This is a genomic window from Pseudoalteromonas sp. TAP-3C (genome assembly GCF_059888565.1).
On sequence record NZ_CM187618.1, the window covers coordinates 13,758 to 35,278 of the forward strand.

Sequence of the window (21,521 nt, forward strand, 5' to 3'; positions counted from 1 at the left end):
TTAAATAATATTACGGTAATCGGTGATGCTTAAGTAATCGGTTATCTCGTTATGTGGTTGCTGGCTATTAGGGTTAGCAACCGCAAGTAAATGCTCAATGCCGTATTCTCGTGCGGCATGTAATACCGGTAAGCTGTCGTCCACAAATAAAGTGCGGCGTTTATCAAACCCCAAATCTTTTTGCACTTTATGCCACAAGCTTTGTTGCTCTTTACTTACTCCATATTCATGAGTCGATACCACCCCATCTAAATAGTTATCAATGGCGGTATGTTCAAATTTAAGCATCACGCATTCTGGATGAGCATTGGTAAGTAAAATGAGCTCTTTACCTGCTTTTCTAAGCTCGGTTAAAAAGTGCGGAACATCTTCTCGTATTTTAATTAAGTGGGCAGATTGACGCTTTAACTCAAGAATAGGTAAGTTTAATTGTGCTTGCCAATAATCAGAGCAGTACCACTCAATAGTGCCACTAACCGCTTGATAGCGCGTTAAAATATCAGCGCGCGCTTCATCTACACTAATGTTTTGAGCCAAGGCATGTTGCTTTGGTACAACATTGAGCCAAAAGTCGGTATCGTAATGTAAATCAAGTAATGTACCGTCCATATCAAGTAATACAGTATCGATTTTTGACCAGTTGAGCATGGTGTATCCTTGTGAAAATTTAACGACATTGCGATGAAGCGAAATAAAATGAACTTTGTTAATTAAGTTATAAAAAGCATAAACCCGACGATACCCTATTAATGATGCATTTAATAACGCGAAATAAATAATGACCGAGAGTTAATTGCTCAATTTAATTGCTTTTAATTCAAACCTAAACTCGCATATTATACTCATTTGGGTATATGATTAGTATACCTGCAATGATAGTAAATTGATGCCCATGACACAGAAAAAGCACCCAACACCACCACAAATTCTCAGTAATAATGTTGTCGCTAAAAGTCGCTTATTTACTGTGGAGTCTTTAGAGCTAAAATTTTCAAATAATGAAGAGCGTCAGTATGAACGAATTCGCGGCGGTGGCCGTGGCGCCGTGATGATTGTGCCTATAACGACAGAAAACGAATTACTGTTAGTGCGTGAATACTGTGCAGGTACTAATGACTATCAGTTAGGATTTCCTAAAGGGTTAATTGACCCTGGTGAAACGCCTGAGCAAGCTGCAAATAGAGAGCTTAAAGAAGAAATCGGCTTTGGTGCTGAGTATTTTAAACCGCTTAAAACGGTCACTATGGCGCCAAGTTATTTTAACGCCACTATGCATATACTGTTTGCCAAAAACTTATACCCTGAAATATTACCCGGTGATGAGCCCGAGCCCTTAGTGCTTGTAAAGTGGCCACTAGCGCAATGGCAATCGTTATTAGATCAAACTGACTTTACTGAAGCACGTAGTGTTGCCGCTTTGCTATTATTAGATAAGTACTTAGCCTCAGGAGCCGTTAATGAATAACTTACTTGAACCATGCATAACACTTGCCCAGAGTGCAGGTAATGCAATTATGGCTATTTATAAAAAAGACGATATTGGCCAACAACAAAAGTCAGACCATACGCCAGTTACAAAAGCCGATTTAGCCGCAAATGATGTACTTGTCGCTGGTTTAAAAGCGCTTGCTCCCGATATTCCAATTATGTCCGAAGAAACGCCAATCCCCGCTTTGGCAGAGAGACAGCATTGGCAGCGTTATTGGTTATTAGATCCAATGGATGGTACCGGTGAATTTATCCTCGAAAGTGGTGACTTTGCCGTTAATATTGCACTAATAGAAAATAATCACCCTGTACTAGGCGTTATTCATTGGCCAGCAAAAGGGGTAACCTACTTTGCAACGGCTAACAATGGTGCATTTAAGCGTGAAAACGGCACTGATAAGCAAATATTTGTAGCACCGCCAGAAAGCTTAACCCTTGCGGTAAGTCGCCGCCAAAAAATAGAGGCTGTTAGCCAGTATTTAAATGCGCAATTTGCAACGGTTGCCTTGGGTTCGTGTTCACTTAAAGCCTGTATTGTTGCTGAAGGTAAAGCTGACTGCTTTTTAAGGATTGGCCCAACGGGTGAATGGGATACGGGCGCATCGCAAGTTATTGTTGAAGAAGCGGGGGGATGTATTACCGACGCTGAGTTTAATCCTTTAACCTATAATCAACGCGAAAGCACTGAAAATCCTGACTTTATTGTTATGGGACATGCTGATTGGGAATGGCAAAAAATGATAAATCCACATCAGCGATCACTTTAATAGTTACTGTTTGATGGGTTTTTGTTCACTTAAACGTTTTTAATTACTAAATCCTTGCATTATCAGTTTATTCCTATATTATAGCGCTCTCTTCGAAACAGGCTTGTGGATAACACGATGCTGTTACAAAGAAATTACAGGCGCGGGATGGAGCAGAATGATAAATCATTCGCCGGACTGCTTAAACCTGAAGTCGAAGGTCGTCGGTTCAAATCTGGCTCTGGGACTCTAAACATACAGGCGCGGGATGGAGCAGTCTGGTAGCTCGTCGGGCTCATAACCCGAAGGTCGTTGGTTCAAATCCGGCTCCCGCAACCATTATTTTTAATAAATGGTACTGTAAAACTCATGGTTAGGAGTTAAAATTAACTAGTCGATAGACTTAAAATATACAGGCGCGGGATGGAGCAGTCTGGTAGCTCGTCGGGCTCATAACCCGAAGGTCGTTGGTTCAAATCCGGCTCCCGCAACCATTTCTTTTTAAGAAACGGTACTGTAAATGTTAGTTAAGGAAAAGCTCGTCGGTCTCAGCTCTTCATTAGCCAGCAAAAGTAGTTGGTTCAAATCCAGCTCCCGCAACCAATTTTTTTAAGATTGGAAGCTAAGTTGCAATGTAAGCAACTATAAATAAATCTGCAATTTCAGGCGCGGGATGGAGCAGTCTGGTAGCTCGTCGGGCTCATAACCCGAAGGTCGTTGGTTCAAATCCGGCTCCCGCAACCACTGAAATAGCATGCTTTATTAAAGCAACACGCCTAAAGCGTGTTTTTTTATGTCTGAAATTTAGTGAATAAGAAGCGCGTCGTCACTGCATGAGGCGTGAGGCGTTCACTCTTCATAAATTCTGCCTCCTGCAACCACTGAAATAAAATGTAAGAATGAATAGACACTTTATATGAGTGTTTTTTATGCCTAAAATTCAGTGAATGCAAAGATTGGGCTACTCATAACCCGAAGGTCGTCGGTTCGCTCTCCATAAACTCAGGCTCCCGCAACCACTGAAATAAAAAGTTATATTAAAGCAACACGCCTAAAGCGTGTTTTTTTGTGCCTAAAATCTAGTGCGTTTAAAAGCGCGTCGGGCTCGGCTCCTCATTAGCCTGCAAAGGTCGTTGTCACTGCGCGAGGCGTTCATTCTCCATAAACTCTAGCTCCCGCAATTACTGAAATTTTAAAAGTGTTATTGCTGAATATTTAGTATGCTATGCACTAAATTCTTTAAAACTTTTTGTAATCAAAATTATGACAGAACTTTATCACTGGTTTGATTTAATTGGTGTAGCGGTATTTGCTATATCGGGTACTTTGGTTGCCTATGAAAAGAAAATGGATGGCTTTGGTGTGGTTGTGCTTGCAACCGTTACGGCTATTGGTGGCGGGACCGTTCGCGATGTGATACTCGATCAGCCCGTGTTTTGGCTACACGATCAAAGCTATTTTTACGCTATTTTGGCCGCAGTTCTGGTTACAACACGACTGATAAATAAACAAAAATCGATTCCTTATTATGTGTTGCAAACAGCCGACGCGTTTGGTTTGGCATTTTTTGCGGTAATGGGGGCGCAAAAAGCGCAGTTGGCTGGTATGCCCGATTTAACAATTATTATTATGGCGGTGATCACCCCTTGTTTTGGTGGGCTGATACGAGATGTGCTGGCGCGAGATATTCCTATGCTGCTCAAGGGCGAACTTTATGCTATTACGTGTATTGCAGGTGGTATAGTTTACACGTTAAGTATAAATCTTTTATTAACGGTTGAAGTGGCAATGGTTTTGAGCATGTTAATGACCTTATTACTGCGTTTTGCGGCTATTAAGTGGAAGATTGTATTACATGTTTTTAAATATCCTGACTAAACTAGTTTAATATTGCTATTAATTAGGATAAGGAATGTCGTTAGCTCGTATATTTTCTCGCGCACAGATGGGAATAAATGCCCCCGAGGTTATGGTTGAGGTGCATTTAGGCAATGGTTTACCGGCATTTCATATTGTGGGTTTACCTGAGACCTCAGTAAAAGAAGCGAAAGATAGAGTAAGAAGCGCACTTGAAAACTCTCAATTTGGATTTCCCGATCAACGTATTACTGTTAATTTAGCCCCTGCAGACTTACCTAAAGATGGCGGGCGGTTCGACCTTGCGATAGCCGTGGGTATTTTAGTTGCCTCAGGGCAAATCGTTTGCCCTGACATTCATAAATATGAATTTTACGGTGAGCTTGCACTCAATGGTGAAATTCGTGCGGTTAATGCTATTTTGCCTTCAGTGCTCGCAGCTAAAGAACAAAACCGTTGCTGCTTTTTACCTCTTGAAAACGATAGCTTGGCAAGTTTGGTCAATGGTGTAAAACGTAAAGCCGTAAGCTCCATTCAAGAGGTGTGGGGCGATTTGTTAAATCAACAGCCCTTACCACTCAATATTGAATACCCTGATTGTACCCAAGCGCCTGATTTTTTACTCGATTTAAGTGATGTAAAAGGTCAACCCGGCGCTAAGCGCGTACTTGAAATTGCCGCCGCTGGTGGTCATAACTTACTTTTTTTAGGACCGCCAGGAACGGGTAAGTCGATGTTGGCTCAGCGAATGGCCACGATAATGCCAACCATGAGCGATGATGAAGCAATAGCAACCGCGGCATTGTATTCGATTATTGGTCACTCTATCGATTTAACTAATTGGCGTCAGCGCCCGTTTAGAAACCCACACCACACTTGCTCAGCCGTTGCCTTAGTCGGGGGGTCGTCTAACCCAAGGCCGGGTGAAATATCGCTTGCACACAATGGGGTGTTATTTTTAGATGAGCTTCCTGAGTTTGAGCGAAAAGTGCTCGACTCGTTACGAGAACCAATGGAGACCGGTACTGTTACTATTTCACGCGCTGCAAGACAAATGGAATTTCCAGCGCAATTTCAGCTTATTGCAGCACTTAACCCTAGCCCAACAGGTTGCCATCATGATAAAAGGGCGACACCTGATCAAGTGATGCGTTATTTATCGCGAGTATCAGGGCCGTTTATCGATAGGATTGATTTACAAGTTGAGCTGCCTAGGTTAAGTAGTGTGGAGCTACAAAGTACTACCGAAGAAGAAACCAGTGCTGTGGTGAGGGCGCGAGTAGAAGCGGCTTATGCTGTTCAGCTTAAACGCCAAGGTAAAGTTAATGCACGCCTAAATAACAAAGAAATGGGCGTGTTCTGTGAGCTAGCGCCTGCGGAGCTACAGTTTTTAGCTAGAGCCAGTGAGAAGCTTTCGTTATCGCCGCGCTCTTACCATCGGGTGATTAAAGTAGCGCGAACAATAAGTGATTTAAAGGGGCAAACAAATATTACCCTGAATGAATTAAAAGAAGCGCTTAATTATCGAGCATTTGAGCGTTTATTATCGCAGCTAACTCAATACTAAATAGACAACATATAACCCTTACCACGAACGGTGACGATGCGTTTTTGATCTTTTTCATCATTTAGCTTTTTGCGCAAACGACCAATTAACACATCTACCGTACGATCGTTTGGACTCCAGTCAGGTTGACCTATTTTTTCAGATATTCTTTCACGTGATGTTGCTTTGCCTGCATTACCGATTAAACAAATAAGCACTTTATGCTCCGCCTCGGTGAGTCGTGATTCAATGCCACTTGTGGTAATTAGCGTGCGATTATCAGGGTGAAGTTTAAAATCAGCATATTCAATAAACTCTTCGCTGTCATCGGTGCTGTTATTGTTTGCTACACGTTTATATAAAGCACGCATTCTAAGCTCTAATTCAAGTAAATCGACAGGCTTGCAAATATAGTCATCAGCACCTTGCGCAAGGCCAGCAATGCGATCGGCTTGAGAGTCGCGACTCGATAATAAAATAACGCCAATATCAGTGAGCGTATTTAACTCTTTGGCAAGCTGTAAGCCGTCGCACTTTGGTAGTACAATATCAATAATTGCCAGTGAAATAGCACTGCGTTGATTTACACGGTTTTTAACCATGCTTAAAGCATCGGCACCTGTTGTGTCAACGTCAATAGAGAATTCGGTATTTATAAAATGATGTTGGATGCGCTTTACGAGCAGCTCGTCATCCTCAACCAATAAAACATTTATTGCCATAGTCTATTATTTTTTTAGTTGCAGCTTTGCATGTTAACATTATTTTTTGCATGCATAACATATAGATTATTGTTTTTCCGTAACTTTATATTAAATAAAATTGTTTTAAAGGGCGCACTTTTGCAAACTATTTAAAGTGCGCATTATAAATTACTATTGGTTATACATTGAATCCCACCACTGCGGCTCATTTTTTAATTTTTTATCAAAGTAAGCCAGCATAGTGTTCCACCAATTAAAGCGTTTATCGCGCGCAAATATTTGATGGTCTGCGTCTTTATATTCAATAAACTCAACGTCTTTATTTAGTAATTTCAGTGCTGTGTACATAGTTAAGCTTTCACCGACTGGGACATTGGTATCGCTGTCACCATGAATAAGCAATAACGGTGTAGTTACTTTATCGGCGTGAAACACTGGGCTATGTTGACTATAAAGTTCGGGGTTATTCCACGGAAAGCTATTTTTAGAGGCTTCAGCAGAATATAAATAACCCCACCACCCCTCACCCCAGTAAGAGGTTAAGTTTGAAATACCTGCATGAGCAATCGATGCGCTAAACATATCGGTTTTAGTAGCAAGTAGCATAGTCATAAAACCACCGTACGATGCGCCTAAGTTGCCAACTTTGTTAGTGTCTACAAAATCATATTTAGCTAAAAATGCGTTAGTGCCTTCAATAATGTCGTCTGCGGTATAATCGCCCCATGCATTTACATGTTGCGCTGAAAAGGTTTGTCCAAAGCCTGTTGCACCGGTTGGTTGCACAACGTAAACCACATAGTTGTTTGCCGCCCATAAATTAAAAGGATAGCGTCCTGTAAACCCTCGAGTCACTGGCGACGTGCCACCGTAGTAATAAACAAGCGCAGGGTACTTTTTCGTTTTATCTAGATTATTTGGCAGGTAAACACGGCCAGCTATTTCAACGCCACGTTTATTGGTAAAGTTAAATTCTTCAAGCGTAGGAATAGCCGTATTGGCATATGCAATCGGGTTTGAATCCCAAATTAACTCTGTTTGGTTTTTATTCAAATCAAAGCGCTTAAGTTGCTGTGCGCTGGAGGCATTAGTGCCACTGAGCATAATATGGGTATTGCGAACATTTGAGTAACTAAACTGCTGTACAATATCAAACCCTGTGTTTAATTTTTTAAAGCGTTGTTTACTACGATCGAATAAATACAGTGGTTGAGTGTCTTTTTCTGTTACTTTTATTAACGCATCGCCATTACTTAGTACGCCTAATGTGCTTATTGCGGGGTTAAATTGTTTACTTAAGGCCGTTACTTTTTTACCGTTGTCGGTTAGTAAATACAGTTGGCCGTCGTAATTATTAGCCAGCATGTCTTTGGGTATAGCGCGGCCAACGCCATTTTTAAAATCGGGGCCAGCAACAACGTAAATATCGTTTGTCGTATATTTTGCCTGATTAAAGGTTTTGAACTTGCCTAACGATTTAACGCTGTTTGATTTTAATGTGAGTTCAATTAGTTCAGTTTCTGGATGCGTTGCGGCTTGCATCGCCATAACAGGGCGACTAATTAAGAGCTTTCCTCGGTTGCTGTTAATATCTTCAAGCCGATGGCTTAATACGCCTTCAGTAAGGGCTTTAATTAATCCACTCTTTGTATCTAACAAATATAGTTGGTTAACGGTGCGGGCGTATGACCAACGATCTTGCAGACCTTTATGGTGTTTTGTAAGGCTGTTATTGTCCTCTGGCGACTTAGACCAGCTAAACAAAATACTGTGGTCATTGTAATAATTAAAGCTACTAACCCCCTCAAGATTAGAGGCTAAGGTTTTTATGGTCAGTGTATTACGGTTTAATTGCTTTAATTCGCCATTGAGCAAGTACACTAAAAACTGGTTGTCAGGACTCCAAGTGAACTGACTAGGCTGAGCCGCTTCAAATCTGTATAGCGTTTGCTTGTTAGTATTTTTAAGTTCGGTTGTGGTAATGGCGTTATTGGCTGTTTTATCGCTGTAACGCCTTGTTGTGCTGATATAATGCTTAGCATCAGGAGATAGAGACAATTCGCTAATCGTTGGAGCGTCGAACAACTGTTTAGCAGATAAGCGCTTTGTTTTGTTTGTAGTTAGATTAATTGTGTCAATTTCAGTTTTTGGCACAAAATCTAAGGTGACATCACGCCAATTATCGACTTGTTGAGCAATAATAATAACCGTATGAGAGCCGTTATTTAATGCAATCTTATAGTTATGATCCTCACTACTTTGCTGCTCACCATTAATAAAAACATGGCCTTGCTCCATTCCCTTTATATTTAAAGAGCCTTGGGTGAATCGATGAGTTTCAATATTAAATTTAAGCACTTGTAAACCACCTAAAGTCAGCGCGTCCATTTTATTAAGTGGTTGCCACTGATGTTTTTTACCAAACACAACCAAGCTGTCTGTATTTACTTCAAGTTGTGTGATCAGGTTGCTAATAACCGCTTTGCCATGCGGTGTTTGAAATGGCTTTGCTGGCATATCTTCTGCCAATGGGCCAATAAACTGGATTTTTGATTGATCGAGTGAAGCGGCTAAGGTCGTTAAACTCATGCTACTAATTGCTAATAGCGTTGCCAAGTAAGTAAACCGTTTTGCGTAACGATGCCAAAGTGTGCTTAAATTCATTGTTATGCCTATTATTTTTAGAGTTTGGCCAAATATAGCATGTATTGGTATTGTGCTTATATATTCAACGTAGAGGAAAAAAGTGGCACTATTAATTATTTATATGGTGGTTGCAATTGTCATTTCGTTTTTGTGTTCAATTATGGAAGCGGTGCTATTAAGTATTTCTCCGAGCTATGTTGCATCGCTACGCAAAGAGCGTCCGGTGCTAGCTAAGCAGCTTGAAAAACTAAAAACGAATATTGATCAACCATTAGCTGCTATTTTAACCCTTAACACTGTTGCCCATACTGCTGGAGCCGCGGGGGTAGGTGCTCAAGCGGCAGTGGTATTTTCAGATGCGGCTGTGGGTATTGCATCTGCGATTATGACTTTATTAGTACTGGTGTTATCTGAAATTATTCCAAAAACGCTAGGTGCTAACTATTGGCGTGCTTTAACCCCCAATGTGACGTATGGATTACGTATTTTAGTGTTAGTTTTAAAGCCGTTTGTGTGGGTTGCACAAAAGTTAACCAATATGATGGGGCAAAAACATAATGAGGCCTACTATATTCGCCAAGAAATAGAAGCCATGGCCGATATTGGCAGTGAATCGGGAGCACTGCATGCCGATGAATCAGAAATAATTCGTAACCTATTGCATTTTAGACACGCTAAACTCACCGATTTAATGACTCCTCGTACGGTCATTTTTAAAATACATAAAGATCTCACCGTTAATCAGTATTTAAATGAACATGGTTCATCGGCATTTTCACGAGTACTCGTTTTTGATAAAGATGCCGATGATATTATTGGTTTTGTACATAAAAACGACATTATGTTGGCGTATCACCGATTAGGCACAGAGTACAAAATTAGTAAACTGGTTAAGTCTATTTACACAGTACCGAGTACCCAAAACGTATCGTCGTTATTACAAACATTACTCACCCAACGTACACATATTTGTTTAGTGATAGACGAGTACGGCGATGTGCAAGGAATTGTAACCCTGGAAGATATGATTGAAGCACTTATGGGCTTAGAAATTGTTGATGAGCGAGACCAATCCACCAATATGCGCGCCGTAGCAAAGCAACGCTGGCATCAGCGTTTAGCCAACAGTAAGCATATAGTCAGTGATGATGACAATCAACCAGATTAAAGCATGTTAGCTGCTTTTTCGTTTTTGAGATTTATATACTTTAAAAAATAGTTGCCTAAAGTATATCCTCCATTTGGCTCGTACTTTTTTGGTGAAAAGGTATACTACCGCCATAATTTATAATGATTATAACAATGATAAAAGTCGATCTTTCTCTGGCAGAGCAACCGTTTTCGTTAATGGTGGCTGGGCAGAAAATTGTAAAAATATTTCATGATCAGCAAGCGATTGCATTTGAAAACCCGCGTGAAAATTATGTTGAGTTTATGCTTGATGAGCAATTAATTGGTATTGATAGCAGTGAGGTAAATCAGCAAAGTTTAGCGCTTTATGTAAATAATCAATTTACCACTCAGTTGGCTTTACCCGTGGCAGCGCAAGGCGAGCCTAAAAAAGGGCTTTTAGGACTCGCTGCGCTCGGCTTTAAATTATTTAAAAGCGCCAAAGTAGTTAAAGTGGCACTTGCAGGTGCATCGGTGGCCGGTTATGCCTGGCTGTTTAGTATTGAATTTGCGTTGATGCTGATTGCCTGTTTAGTAATACACGAATATGGTCATGTGCGAGCAATGAAGTATTTTGGTATTAAAACTAAAGGCATTTATTTAATTCCCTTTGTAGGTGGGTTAGCAGTAAGTGACGATAAAATAACCACTCGCTGGCAAGATGTGGTTATATCACTTATGGGGCCAGCCTTTGGTTTGATCACCTCCGTATTGGGGGTGGTGCTGTATTACGCCACGGAAATGGAAATATTTGCCGGTGTTGCCGTGCTCAGCGCATTACTTAATTTATTTAATTTGCTGCCTATTTTACCGCTTGATGGCGGACATGTTTTAAAAAGTATTAGTTTTTCAATGCGTTCATGGGTGGGCTTAAGTGTGTGTTTACTTGGGGTGTTGTTTGGCTTATGGCTAAGTTACACCTTTGGTTTAATGTTATTAGTGTTCTTTTTGTTTGTTGGGGCGCTGGAAATTGTATTTGAATGGCGCGGCCGTCACTATTCGCACTTATTGCCATTAGATAAATACGGCCAAGGCTTTTCAGCCGTAATGTATGCGCTGGTGGTTGCCGGGCATGTTGCCGTAATGATGCACTTTGCTGACTCTGAAAACGCAATATTAAGCCTACCGATGAAAATTTTGGCGAGCTTACAAAAACAGTATGGCAGCTCAAATTTTGCTCGCCAAGCTGTTTTTTTGCACGTTATTTTTTAAGGTTTGTGTGCATTTATTGTTTAGAAAGGAAGCTGTCGCTCGGTAAAGTGGGCGTTTCCCTTGCCCAACCTCTCTGAATAAAATTAACCGTGTTTATTTTAGTTTGTGTGGCGATAGCAAGATGTTAGTTTTGGCTTGTTTCTCAATGGGATAATTGATATGGTACTATCCTTCAGAATGAAAAATAATAAGAAGCCGTGAGCTGATAAATTATGGATGATGCGATAAAACAACATGTAAATCAAAGTACAGTGGAATCTTTATTGTACACGCTTTATTGGTTGGCCTTTTTTTCACTGGCGCTCCCAATAGCCTCATACTTGATTATTTTTTTATCGGGTGGTGGGGCATTATTATTAAATGACATTACTCATTTAGAGCAATTAGAGTCCAACCCAAGTATGGCTTTTATATCTACCTTCCTCACTGCTGTACTTACGCTGCTATTTTTAAAGTCTACTCTTGATGCGCAAAATAAAAGCGAAGTTATTGGGCGTTTAGCAATAGAGAAGGTGGCTCTTTTTCCTTTAATCATTACAGTGCTATTAACAGTGGCTTACGTTTTACTGGAACAATGGCTTTTTGGCTTTATGGAAGTCGCCTTGCCAGGTTTTATGTTAGAAGTTGAAGCACAAACAAACTCGCTTTTAGCTAAAATTATGCTGTTTTTAGCAGTAGTATTTATTGGGCCTATATTTGAGGAAGTAGTTTTTCGAGGAGTAGCATTCTACAGGCTGAAACAAACAGCCTTGGGAGCTATTGGCGCAATTATTATCCCAAGTATCGTGTTTACATTGTTACATGGGCAGTATGATCAAGTTGAAATTTTTATTTTTCTGTTTTTGTTTTCTTGCTTAATGGGATTAATTCGTCATCTATCGGGTAACTTGTGGTATTGCATTATCGCTCACATGATCTGTAATTTATTAGCACTAGGTGAAATTATTTGGTGAGATTAAATGACCTATCAGTTAACTTTACTTTCTTACTTAGTTCTTTTGGTTTGCAGCTAGCAAGCGCGATATAAAATCGCGCCTATTTATTACCAAAATACTCACGGATAAAAACTTAGCATCAAGGATATAAACACGCCGGTTATAATCAGCTGTACCACGCAAAAACCCATAATATCTTTAGCTTTTAACCCTGCAATGGCTAATACCGGTAACGCCCAAAAGGGTTGAATTAAATTGGTCCAAGCATCTCCCCATGCCACCGCCATGGCAACCCGCGCTATATCTGCACCGAGCTCTTGTGCTGCGGGTATAACAATAGGCGCTTGTACTGCCCATTGTCCGCCACCGGATGGCACAAACATATTAACTAACCCTGCACTAATAAAACTATAAAATGGCAAGCTATCGGCATCAGCGATGGCAATAAAGCCCTGTGATATTTGTTGTGCTAGCCCTGTATCGACCATGACCGCCATAATGCCGGCATAAAAAGGGAACTGAATTACAATTCCCGCGCCACTTGGGATTGCTTGTTGTAGGCTATTTAGCACATTATGGGGTGTTTGATGCAGGGTGATAGCCATAAACAAAAACAGGGCAATTACACTATTGAGGTTTAAGCCGCCACCGGTAATAAAAAAGTAATAACCTAAGTAGGCAAGTCCCAGTAAGCCAATACCCATACCTAACAGTTTGCTTTGTTCTAAATGTTGAGCGGGGCGTGTTATTGTCACTTTATCGGTTGAGGTGTTTTTAAGCAGTGATGGGTCAATATAAACACTGTCTTTTTCATTTGGTAGCATGTAGCGGTTAACCAGCGGCATAATAATAAATAAACCAATGAGAATAGCGATATTAAAGCCTGCAAATAAGGTTTGATCGGTACTAATAATACCCATAGTCGCTTGAAAAAAATGCTCTTGTGTTGCAATAGTTAGCGGTATAGAGCCTGCGAGCCCGCCATGCCACACAACAAAGCCTGAGTAGGCACTGGCCACTAACAGCCGATAATCTACTCGAGTCTGCTTAGCTATGGCTTTAGCAAATAAAGCGCCTATTACTAAACCAAAGCCCCAATTAAGCCAACTTGCTAAAAGCGAAATAAACGTTACTAAAATAATGGCTTTTGGGGCCGTATTGGCAAGCGTTGCTAATTTTGTCAGTAACTTACTTATTAACGAGGTGCTGGCGAGCATGTAGCCCGTTACTAATACCAACAGCATTTGCATGGCAAAGCTAAGTAAGTTCCAAAACCCGCTACCCCATGATGTTATTACCTCAAGTGTGGTTGCAGGGGTCGCTAAATTTGCAATGACTAAAGTAATAATGGTGAGCAGAATGACAAATATAAATGGATCGGGTAGGTAGCGCTCGACCAGCTTGGTAAACGGACTAGCAACTTTATTAAGCATAATTAATAACGAGTTAGTGAAAACTTATTTGTTAATTAATCATGAAATGTTGGGATAAGCAAATACTGCGATGAATAAACTTCAGCAAAGTCGATTTTTTAATGGAGGTTGATAGAGGGACGTTTTTTAAATAACCAGTAAATATTCACCAAAATAAGTATTTACTGGCTTTATGCTTAAGAATTGCCTAGTACATGTTTTAAACGGTTTTGCACTTCTTGAACGAGTAAGTCGGGCTGAAATTTTGATAAAAACGCATTACAGCCTACTTTTTCCACCATGGCTTGATTAAAGCTACCACTCAGTGAGGTGTTTAGTACCACATGCAAGTTTTTTAAGCGGTTGTCGTTACGTATTTCATGCGTTAAGCGATAACCATCCATTGAGGGCATTTCGGCATCGGTAATCACCATTAGTAACTCTTTTTCAACATCGCGACCTTCATCGGCCCAACCTTTGAGCATTTGCCATGCTTCTAGGCCATTACTAGCAGGTATTATTTCAATACCAAGCTGCGAAAGTGTGTCGCTTACTTGTTTACGTGCTGTGGGGGAGTCATCGGCATGCAGTATTTTACGCCCCGCAAATTCATCTACAATTGTTTGATCCAGTATCCCATCAGAAATATTGACTTCGTACTCAACAATTTCTGCTAATACTTTTTCTACATCTATAATTTCGACTAATTGTTCTTGGCCATCTCGCTGCACTTTAGTCAACGCGGTAATATAATGATTTTTACCCACAGAGCTCGGTGGTGGCATAATATCAGACCAGGTCATATTCATAATTTGATCGACCTTACCAATTAAAAATCCTTGGGTCGTTCTGTTATATTCGGTCACCACTAGGTTGCAATCTTCATCGTGTTCTTTGTGTGACATCGAAATTGCTTGGCGAAGGTCAATAACAGGTATTGATTCACCGCGAATATTTGCAACCCCGGTCACTTTAGGATGAGAGTGAGGTATTTTGCTCAAACGAGGCAGTTTCACCACTTCTTTTATTTTAAATACATTAAGTGCAAATAAATGGCGACTGTGTAAATAAAAAAGTAATAACTCTAAGCGGTTTTCGCCTACAAGCTGAGTACGCTGATCAACTGATGCTAAAACACCTGACATAATAGACCCATTTTTTCCGGATGACTTTATAACTATAGTTTACTCTCATTTTTCTTCATAACGAACCGTAAATATTTTGATTACAGTAAAACATGGCTTAGATGTTATCATTTACAGTATCATGTTACTTAATGATTTAACTAATCAATCGGTTAACAAAAAATTATGCATCATATTTTAAAACGTATTGTTGTGCTGTTGCGCAGCCATATTGATCAGCTTAGTTGGCAATCGGTCGTAATAGCTACGTTTTTACATATGCTACTTACTTGGTGTTTATTGTTAGTGGCAAATGAACAGGCGTTGCTCTCCCCCAGTACTTTTTTTTACTATTATACGGTAACCACTTCAACGGTGGGGTATGGGGATTTTAGCCCAACAACAGATTTAGGCCGTTGGGTTGTCGCATTAATACAAATACCCTTTGGCTTAGCTTTATTTGGTGTCTTGTTAGGTAAAACAGGGCAAACAGTAACTTACTTAATTAGGCGCGCTATGACTGGTGATAAAAACTTTGCTCACAGTAGTAACCACATTATTATTTTTGGATGGCATAACACGCGTACCAAAAAAATGATCGACTATATTTTGGCTGATACTAAACGTACAGATCGCCGTATTCTATTAGCCGTTACTGAACAAATGGAGCATCCATTCTTAACCAATGAGAGCGTTGATTTTGCACGTTTATCAAGCTTTACCGATTTAAGTGAGCTAGAACGCGTTGCTATTAGGCGTGCAGATAAAGTCATTATTGATGGTCAAGATGATGATCAAACATTTACAACTGCACTGCGCATTAGTCGTTTAGTTAAGGAAGAATGCCATATCAGTGCGCACTTTTTTGATGAAACAAAGGTGGAAATGCTATTAGAACACTGCCATAACGTAGAGTGTAGCAGTAGCAAATCAGCAGAAATTTTAGTGCGTTCAATGCAAGACCCAGGCTCAAGCCGTGTACAAGAAGAGTTATTATCTACTTTACATGGTGACACGCAATTTAGTTTACAAATACCCAGTGGTATTAAAACCATGGAGTTTGGTAAGCTATTTCACCATTTTAAATACGATCATAATGCAATATTGTTAGGGGTAGCTCATAATTTAAGTGCAAAAAATATGGACTTAAACCCACCACTAGATTACGCCGTTAATTCGGGTGACATTTTGCATTACATTGCGCAAGAACGTGTGCTCAGTGATGAAGTTGATTGGCAGGGCTTGGAAAAATAATGGCTGAAATAGCGTTTTTAATTATTGTGTTATGTGCCTACATTTTACCTATAGTGCTTATTTTAAACAGCAAGCGTAGCCAAGGCCATGAAAAAAATGGTTGGTTGGTGGGGGCTATTTTCTTTTCGTGGGTGGCGCTTATACTGTATTTTTCAATTGTGCCCAAACAAGGACACGCCAAGAAAAAGAAGTAACAAAAACAAGGTTTAAGTTGCTCACTTTAACTGCTTAAGTTTATGCGCAACCAAGGGATCATTTGGCACTAGTTGCTGTGCTACTTCTAATAGCTTAATAGCATCGTTAGGGTTTTCCTCTTGATGTTTAATGGCTACGTCTATTAATGGTTGAATATCAATTTGTGCTTGGTGCTCTTTGATGTGCGTGGCTTTTTCGTCAATTAATATGTTGTGAGCGGTGTTTAATAACGCTTGGCGATGAGCCGATTTAGCATTGGCTTTATTGAGCTTTTTATAATAGTCCTCTTTTAGGCGCAGTGTTTTTGTTTGCAGTCTAAATTGCGCAATGTCGATTTGTTGATTAACAATAAAATCAACAGCCACTTGTTTATAAAACCCAAACTTCCCTAAGTAGGTGGCGTGTGTTCCGTGGCCCATACCAAATACCCGCAAATGAGTAAGTTGCTTATAGCGTTTGGCGTGTAGGCGGTCTATGCGGTTTGTTGGGTCGTAAATAATGTAGCCTTGTGCCTTACCTAAATCGAGATCGTGGTAATCTTGCTCCCAATCGAATTGCTGTGCTATGTCTGTGCTTGAGCGGTCATCCCAGGGGGCAAGTGTTTTATTTTTGGTGCTTACGGGATGAAGTAACAGTACTTTGTCTAGTTTTAATAAATTGGCAAATGCGCCCACTGCGAAACCACCTCGGCTTAGGCCATAGCCTAAACGCTGTGTAAATGGCGTTAGCAAGGGAGTAAGTTGCTCTAAAAAAAACAGTAAATTGCGGTGTCTAAACCAATTACTTTTTCCTAAATGCTGAAATGAAATAACATTAACGTTTTGTTTTTGCGCTAAATGGTATCCCCATGGGGCAAAATCGTCATTAAGGTCATGCTCTTTAATATCAGTGCCGGCAGGAGAAAAGGTGAACAATAAAGGCTTATTTATATCAATAAAGTGATATTTAACAAAAACATCGCCAAGTAAACCCCCACCAGAGGTAGGCAGTTTTGCTTGTTTCTCATTATCACCTAGAGTTAACCATTCATCTAACCAATACAGTAATTTCATTTTTCCTCCAGTGCACTTAAGCCGCAGATCATAACAAATATGGCGACACAAGAGAAATTGAGCGGTGACATGTTACGCTGATAGCATGTCTCTTTAATGAAATAATATACTATTTAAGCCATATTTAATATTTCATGCCAGTCATTTTCAGTCACTGGCATGACCGATAAACGCCCGCCTTTTTTAAGTGCTATATCAGTTATAGCAGTATTTGCTTTTATTGCTTGCAAGCTTATGAGGGTGCTTAAATGAGAGTGGTAAGTTACTTCTACCACAAACCAGCGAGGGTTCTCAGCGGTTGCCTTTGCATCGTAATAATCGCTATTTAAATCAAATTGGGTCGGATCAGGGTAAGCGGCTTTAGTGACGATACCTATGCCTGCAACGCCAACCTTTTTGCAGCTAGAATGATAAATCATCACTAAATCGCCTTGCTTCACATCATCACGAATAAAATTACGCGCTTGATAATTGCGCACACCTTCCCACAAAGTTGTTTGTGCAGGGGCATGTTTTAAGTCATCTATTGAAAAGGCGTCAGGTTCGGTTTTAAACAGCCAGTAAGCCATATCATTTTTCCTTCATTGCGCGAGTTAGTGTTTTTTGGCCATTGTATAGTATTATTTAATGATTCGGGAATTGAGGAATAAATAATGAGCCAAGTATTAGATGATTTACTATCGTTGTTATCGCTTGAAGAAATTGAACAGGGTTTATATCGCGGACAAAGCCAAGACTTAGGCTTTCGTGCCGTGTTTGGCGGTCAAGTTATGGGGCAAGCGCTTTCGGCGGCAAAAGAAACACTACCTGCAGGGCGTATCGTCCACTCATTGCACTCTTACTTTTTACGCCCAGGCGATGCACAAAAGCCAATTGTGTATGATGTAGAGACTATTCGTGATGGTAAAAGTTTTAGTACTCGGCGCGTGAGTGCGATTCAATATGGTAAACCGATTTTTTATATGACAGCGTCGTTTCAAGGTGAAGAACAAGGATTATCGCATCAAGCCACTATGCCCGATGTGCCGGCTCCAGAAGATTTGCGTTCGTCACTAGAATTTTATCAAGAAAATGCTGAGCACATTCCAGAGGCAATTCGTAATAAATTTATTAGAGAAATGCCGATTGAAATGCGACCAGTAACGTTTCATAACCCATTTAAACCCGAGGCTATTGAGCCTGTAAAACATATTTGGTTTAAGGCCAATGGAGATATGCCCGATGACCAACGTATTCATAACTATTTATTAGCATACGCGTCTGACTTTGAATTTTTACCTACCGCATTACAATCTCATGGTGTGTCGTTTATGCAACCGAATATGCAAGTGGCGACAATTGATCATGCGATGTGGTTTCATCGCCCGTTTAGATTAGATGATTGGATTTTATATGCCATTGATAGCCCAAGCGCGAGCTCTGGACGAGGATTGGTGCGGGGGCAATTTTTTGACCGCCAAGGCAATTTAGTCGCCTCGACGATTCAAGAAGGGGTGATGCGTCAGCGTTAGTACCCACTATGTAAATATATTCAACATAGTGGGTACGTATTTTATTGGCATTGAGCGTGAACAATATCCGTTATTGATTGCCAAATACGAGCGGGTAATAATGTTTGCAGTTGTTTGTAGGTCTCGCACAATTGTTGACTGCCCTGTAGACCACTGTGTGAATCACTGATCAGTTTTTGATCGCGAAGGTTTGAAATAAAGCTACTGAGCACCTTTTTATCAAAAAATTCCGGCGTTTTAATACCGTGTAACGTTCCTAGGCGTTTTGCAAGTACATAGCTTTCACGTTCAAGCGCTGCTTTTTCAATTCCTTGGCTTGTTTGAATAAAACCAATCACAATGGCATAGCGTTGCAGAGTAAAGCTTAATGCGCGACCGAGCATTTCGAGTTTGGCAAAACTATCGTTGTTTTGAGTCACTTTGATATTTTCGCCATCGAGCTTAATTAAGCCTTGATCACTAAAGTTAGTTAAAATGCGCGTTACATAGCTTTCATCAAGCGCCTGCAAATACCATTCTTTAGCAAACAGAGGGTAAAAAGAGTTTACCAGTTGTTGGCATTGCGCTACGGTGCTTTGATGCTGTTTAAATAAATGCAGGGCGATTAAACTAGGTACTGCAAAAATATGCAAAATGTTATTACGATAATAGTTAAACAAGGTTTTTTCTTTATCGCTAATTGCAATTATTTCGCCAAATTCATCACTTATCACATCAAACTTATTGAGCTTTAGTGCGTGCGTTAATAGCGCTTCTGAGGTTTCATCTGGTGTGGTTATTTTATCGCTGTAGCTAGCATTACGTTGCATATGCAGATAAAAATCAAGCTGAGCTAATAGTTTAGGCTTACTCAATGCCTGTTTATCGTTTACCAGTAAGATCATAGCCAGTAAGTTAACGGCGTTAAGCGCGGCGGCACTATTAATATTAACCATCACTTTATCCGCTAAAGTCGCCACTTGCGGACCAAGCCATTGTGGTTTTTGTACATCAGTTGGGTGAATTGATTCACGCCAGTCGGGTTGATTATCATTTAGGTACTGATTAATAGAAATGGGATCGCCAAAATTTAAGTAGCCACGGCCGTAGTTTTTTAAATTTTTAATGGTTTTAAAAATTCCTAATATCGACTCACCTTTTTTATCATTACCAGCCAGCTCTTTAAGGTAAGTGTTTATTTCCATTACGTGTTCATAGCCAATATAAACAGGGACAATCGAAATAGGGCGATCTATTCCGCGCAACATGGCTTGCAAGGTCATAGCAAGCATACCGGTTTTAGGAGGAAGCAAACGACCGGTTCGGCTGCGCCCACCTTCGGTATAAAATTTTACCGAGTAACCTTTAATAAATAACTGACTTAGATACTCTTTAAACACTGCAGAGTAAAGCTTGTTACCGGCAAACGAGCGGCGAATAAAAAATGCACCACTGCGACGAAATATCCCCCCTGCGGGGAAGAAATTTAGGTTAATGCCGGCAGCAATATGAGGTGGTACAAGTCCTTGATGATAAATAGCATAGGTAAGTAGCATGTAATCCATATGACTGCGATGACAAGGCATATAAATAATTTCATGACCTTTATTAGTTAAGTCATGTATCTGCTCGGTGTATTTAATATCAATACCATTATAAAGCTTATTCCATAGCCAAGTTAAAATACGGTCGGCAACACGAATAGTGGCATCGCTGTAATTAGCGGCAATTTCATCAAGCAGTTTTAAGGCATTTTGTCGTGCCTGAGCGTGGCTAATATTTTTTTCAGTTGCCTCGTTTTGAATTGCTTTTATTATGGTTGGCGAAGCCAAAAGAGAGCTAAATAATTGATCACGAGATGGAATTTTAGGCCCCGTGGCAGCCAGCTTTTGACGCTTAAAGTGAACTCTTGCAACGCGAAGTAATTTATGTGGAAGTTCACTCACATCGGCTTTTTCATTAACCAGCAATGATAAATCGAGTGGTTGACTAAAACGAATGAAGTTGTCTCGCCCTGAAAAAAATACCACAAATATTTTTCTAAACCAGCTCGGTGTTAATGAATGTGATAGCAGGGTACTCAATCCTGGTTTTTCTTTACCGGGTGCTCTGCCCCATAAAATAGTGACCGGAATAACTTGTACATTTTTTTGGCCACTATTTAATAAGTGCTCAATAATTTGCTTGCCTTGGGCGAGTGCAGTTGTTGGTTTTTCTTTATTTCCAAACAGTGGTGGCGGATTGTTGATACCAATAAATCTGTCGAGCGCTGCATTGCCTAATATTTGCTGCTGGGTTGGATCAGGTAAGCCATTGCGTTTACACACACGTGCCAGTGCCGCTAAATCAAACCGCGAATTAAGACGCACTATATAAAAAGTTGGATTTTTAGGGTTTAACTGATATTGCTCTACTGGCTTTTCGGGTAGTACTTTGCTTTTTACAAATAAGCGACTAACTCCAGCAGATATAAGGTTTAAACCATAGTTTAAAATACGCATTGACTCACCATAAGAGAGTAATTACCCAGGTTAAAATGGGTATATAAAAGCAAAAATTAGCGCATAGGATAACATATTATCTAGTAAATCTTCTGCTGATTAATCGACAAGTTTTGACATTATAGTGACAGCATCACTTCCATTGCGTTCGCTTTTGTTAAACTGGATTGCTATTTAAGCGACAATTAC

Annotated in this window: 17 protein-coding genes, 3 tRNA genes and 1 pseudogene; 13 read left to right on the forward strand and 8 right to left on the reverse strand. The window is 40.2% G+C overall.

Going from position 1 to position 21,521, the window contains the following annotated elements:
* Entirely contained in the window at nucleotides 1-648 is a 648-nt protein-coding gene (gene yrfG / locus AC6H44_RS00060; protein ID WP_500736726.1) for a GMP/IMP nucleotidase, read from the reverse strand.
* Between the two features lie 244 nt (nucleotides 649-892).
* Between yrfG and nudE the strand changes: the two genes are divergently transcribed.
* The 7 genes from nudE (at nucleotide 893) to AC6H44_RS00095 (ending at nucleotide 5,658) form a co-directional block, all read left to right on the forward strand.
* On the forward strand, nucleotides 893-1,465 hold the full coding sequence (gene nudE / locus AC6H44_RS00065; protein ID WP_500736727.1) for an ADP compounds hydrolase NudE: 573 nt from the start codon (nucleotides 893-895) through the stop codon (nucleotides 1,463-1,465).
* Entirely contained in the window at nucleotides 1,458-2,255 is a 798-nt protein-coding gene (gene cysQ / locus AC6H44_RS00070) for a 3'(2'),5'-bisphosphate nucleotidase CysQ (RefSeq protein WP_500736728.1), read from the forward strand. Before nudE ends, cysQ begins: the two co-directional genes overlap by 8 nt.
* Before the next feature lie 241 nt (nucleotides 2,256-2,496).
* A tRNA-Met gene (locus AC6H44_RS00075) sits at nucleotides 2,497-2,573 on the forward strand.
* Between the two features lie 78 nt (nucleotides 2,574-2,651).
* A tRNA-Met gene (locus AC6H44_RS00080) sits at nucleotides 2,652-2,728 on the forward strand.
* Nucleotides 2,729-2,901: 173 nt separating this feature from the next.
* A tRNA-Met gene (locus AC6H44_RS00085) sits at nucleotides 2,902-2,978 on the forward strand.
* Nucleotides 2,979-3,497: 519 nt separating this feature from the next.
* The gene (locus AC6H44_RS00090) at nucleotides 3,498-4,112 is read left to right on the forward strand and encodes a trimeric intracellular cation channel family protein (RefSeq protein WP_500736730.1); all 615 of its coding nucleotides are present in this window, start codon (nucleotides 3,498-3,500) and stop codon (nucleotides 4,110-4,112) included.
* Between the two features lie 34 nt (nucleotides 4,113-4,146).
* The gene (locus AC6H44_RS00095) at nucleotides 4,147-5,658 is read left to right on the forward strand and encodes a YifB family Mg chelatase-like AAA ATPase (RefSeq protein WP_500736732.1); all 1,512 of its coding nucleotides are present in this window, start codon (nucleotides 4,147-4,149) and stop codon (nucleotides 5,656-5,658) included.
* Here the strand turns inward: AC6H44_RS00095 and AC6H44_RS00100 are convergent.
* Nucleotides 5,655-6,359 carry a response regulator transcription factor gene (locus tag AC6H44_RS00100; RefSeq protein WP_500736733.1) on the reverse strand — a complete coding sequence of 235 codons (705 nt, stop codon included), beginning with the start codon at nucleotides 6,357-6,359 and terminating at the stop codon, nucleotides 5,655-5,657. The genes AC6H44_RS00095 and AC6H44_RS00100 overlap by 4 nt on opposite strands.
* Nucleotides 6,360-6,512: 153 nt before the next feature.
* On the reverse strand, nucleotides 6,513-9,005 hold the full coding sequence (locus tag AC6H44_RS00105) for an alpha/beta hydrolase family protein (protein WP_500736734.1): 2,493 nt from the start codon (nucleotides 9,003-9,005) through the stop codon (nucleotides 6,513-6,515).
* Between the two features lie 82 nt (nucleotides 9,006-9,087).
* On the opposite strand from AC6H44_RS00105, the gene AC6H44_RS00110 reads away from it, so the two are divergent.
* The 3 genes and pseudogenes from AC6H44_RS00110 to AC6H44_RS00120 all read left to right on the forward strand — a co-directional run bounded on the left by AC6H44_RS00110 (nucleotide 9,088) and on the right by AC6H44_RS00120 (nucleotide 12,322).
* The gene (locus AC6H44_RS00110) at nucleotides 9,088-10,155 is read left to right on the forward strand and encodes a CNNM domain-containing protein (RefSeq protein WP_500736735.1); all 1,068 of its coding nucleotides are present in this window, start codon (nucleotides 9,088-9,090) and stop codon (nucleotides 10,153-10,155) included.
* A gap of 134 nt (nucleotides 10,156-10,289) precedes the next feature.
* Nucleotides 10,290-11,303: pseudogene (locus AC6H44_RS00115) on the forward strand (metalloprotease); the annotation flags it as partial.
* A 278-nt stretch (nucleotides 11,304-11,581) separates the two neighbouring features.
* The gene (locus AC6H44_RS00120) at nucleotides 11,582-12,322 is read left to right on the forward strand and encodes a CPBP family intramembrane glutamic endopeptidase (protein ID WP_500736736.1); all 741 of its coding nucleotides are present in this window, start codon (nucleotides 11,582-11,584) and stop codon (nucleotides 12,320-12,322) included.
* 101 nt (nucleotides 12,323-12,423) lie between these two features.
* Here AC6H44_RS00120 and AC6H44_RS00125 read toward each other — a convergent pair whose 3' ends face one another.
* Together AC6H44_RS00125 and AC6H44_RS00130 are read right to left on the reverse strand one after the other, a co-directional pair.
* A complete protein-coding gene (locus tag AC6H44_RS00125) occupies nucleotides 12,424-13,737 on the reverse strand; it encodes a short-chain fatty acid transporter (RefSeq protein WP_500736737.1) in 1,314 nt (437 codons plus the stop codon).
* A 176-nt stretch (nucleotides 13,738-13,913) separates the two neighbouring features.
* Entirely contained in the window at nucleotides 13,914-14,861 is a 948-nt protein-coding gene (locus AC6H44_RS00130; RefSeq protein ID WP_500736739.1) for a chemotaxis protein CheV, read from the reverse strand.
* 165 nt (nucleotides 14,862-15,026) lie between these two features.
* On the opposite strand from AC6H44_RS00130, the gene AC6H44_RS00135 reads away from it, so the two are divergent.
* Complete coding sequence (locus AC6H44_RS00135) at nucleotides 15,027-16,094, forward strand: potassium channel family protein (RefSeq protein WP_500736740.1); 1,068 nt, start codon at nucleotides 15,027-15,029, stop codon at nucleotides 16,092-16,094.
* Complete coding sequence (locus tag AC6H44_RS00140; RefSeq protein ID WP_500736741.1) at nucleotides 16,094-16,288, forward strand: hypothetical protein; 195 nt, start codon at nucleotides 16,094-16,096, stop codon at nucleotides 16,286-16,288. Before AC6H44_RS00135 ends, AC6H44_RS00140 begins: the two co-directional genes overlap by 1 nt.
* 21 nt (nucleotides 16,289-16,309) lie before the next feature.
* On the opposite strand, the gene AC6H44_RS00145 is transcribed toward AC6H44_RS00140, so the two are convergent.
* Nucleotides 16,310-17,341 (reverse strand): cytosolic protein, encoded by a 1,032-nt coding sequence (locus AC6H44_RS00145; RefSeq protein WP_500736742.1) that lies wholly within the window; start codon nucleotides 17,339-17,341, stop codon nucleotides 16,310-16,312.
* A 113-nt stretch (nucleotides 17,342-17,454) separates the two neighbouring features.
* Nucleotides 17,455-17,910 carry an EVE domain-containing protein gene (locus tag AC6H44_RS00150; RefSeq protein WP_500736743.1) on the reverse strand — a complete coding sequence of 152 codons (456 nt, stop codon included), beginning with the start codon at nucleotides 17,908-17,910 and terminating at the stop codon, nucleotides 17,455-17,457.
* A gap of 84 nt (nucleotides 17,911-17,994) precedes the next feature.
* Here AC6H44_RS00150 and tesB point away from each other — a divergent pair, with 84 nt between their 5' ends.
* Nucleotides 17,995-18,852 (forward strand): acyl-CoA thioesterase II, encoded by an 858-nt coding sequence (tesB, locus tag AC6H44_RS00155; RefSeq protein ID WP_500736744.1) that lies wholly within the window; start codon nucleotides 17,995-17,997, stop codon nucleotides 18,850-18,852.
* Between the two features lie 41 nt (nucleotides 18,853-18,893).
* On the opposite strand, the gene plsB is transcribed toward tesB, so the two are convergent.
* Complete coding sequence (gene plsB / locus AC6H44_RS00160) at nucleotides 18,894-21,332, reverse strand: glycerol-3-phosphate 1-O-acyltransferase PlsB (RefSeq protein WP_500736745.1); 2,439 nt, start codon at nucleotides 21,330-21,332, stop codon at nucleotides 18,894-18,896.
* Nucleotides 21,333-21,521 lie beyond the last annotated feature (189 nt).

Excerpts from the sequence above, each read along its gene's own strand:
- yrfG (WP_500736726.1), bottom strand. The coding sequence starts at position 648 with ATGCTCAACTGGTCAAAAATCGATACTGTATTACTTGATATGGACGGT.
- nudE (WP_500736727.1), top strand. The coding sequence starts at position 893 with ATGACACAGAAAAAGCACCCAACACCACCACAAATTCTCAGTAATAAT.
- cysQ (WP_500736728.1), top strand. The coding sequence starts at position 1,458 with ATGAATAACTTACTTGAACCATGCATAACACTTGCCCAGAGTGCAGGT.
- AC6H44_RS00090 (WP_500736730.1), top strand. The coding sequence starts at position 3,498 with ATGACAGAACTTTATCACTGGTTTGATTTAATTGGTGTAGCGGTATTT.
- AC6H44_RS00095 (WP_500736732.1), top strand. The coding sequence starts at position 4,147 with ATGTCGTTAGCTCGTATATTTTCTCGCGCACAGATGGGAATAAATGCC.
- AC6H44_RS00100 (WP_500736733.1), bottom strand. The coding sequence starts at position 6,359 with ATGGCAATAAATGTTTTATTGGTTGAGGATGACGAGCTGCTCGTAAAG.
- AC6H44_RS00105 (WP_500736734.1), bottom strand. The coding sequence starts at position 9,005 with ATGAATTTAAGCACACTTTGGCATCGTTACGCAAAACGGTTTACTTAC.
- AC6H44_RS00120 (WP_500736736.1), top strand. The coding sequence starts at position 11,582 with ATGGATGATGCGATAAAACAACATGTAAATCAAAGTACAGTGGAATCT.
- AC6H44_RS00125 (WP_500736737.1), bottom strand. The coding sequence starts at position 13,737 with ATGCTTAATAAAGTTGCTAGTCCGTTTACCAAGCTGGTCGAGCGCTAC.
- AC6H44_RS00130 (WP_500736739.1), bottom strand. The coding sequence starts at position 14,861 with ATGTCAGGTGTTTTAGCATCAGTTGATCAGCGTACTCAGCTTGTAGGC.
- AC6H44_RS00135 (WP_500736740.1), top strand. The coding sequence starts at position 15,027 with ATGCATCATATTTTAAAACGTATTGTTGTGCTGTTGCGCAGCCATATT.
- AC6H44_RS00140 (WP_500736741.1), top strand. The coding sequence starts at position 16,094 with ATGGCTGAAATAGCGTTTTTAATTATTGTGTTATGTGCCTACATTTTA.
- AC6H44_RS00145 (WP_500736742.1), bottom strand. The coding sequence starts at position 17,341 with ATGAAATTACTGTATTGGTTAGATGAATGGTTAACTCTAGGTGATAAT.
- AC6H44_RS00150 (WP_500736743.1), bottom strand. The coding sequence starts at position 17,910 with ATGGCTTACTGGCTGTTTAAAACCGAACCTGACGCCTTTTCAATAGAT.
- tesB (WP_500736744.1), top strand. The coding sequence starts at position 17,995 with ATGAGCCAAGTATTAGATGATTTACTATCGTTGTTATCGCTTGAAGAA.
- plsB (WP_500736745.1), bottom strand. The coding sequence starts at position 21,332 with ATGCGTATTTTAAACTATGGTTTAAACCTTATATCTGCTGGAGTTAGT.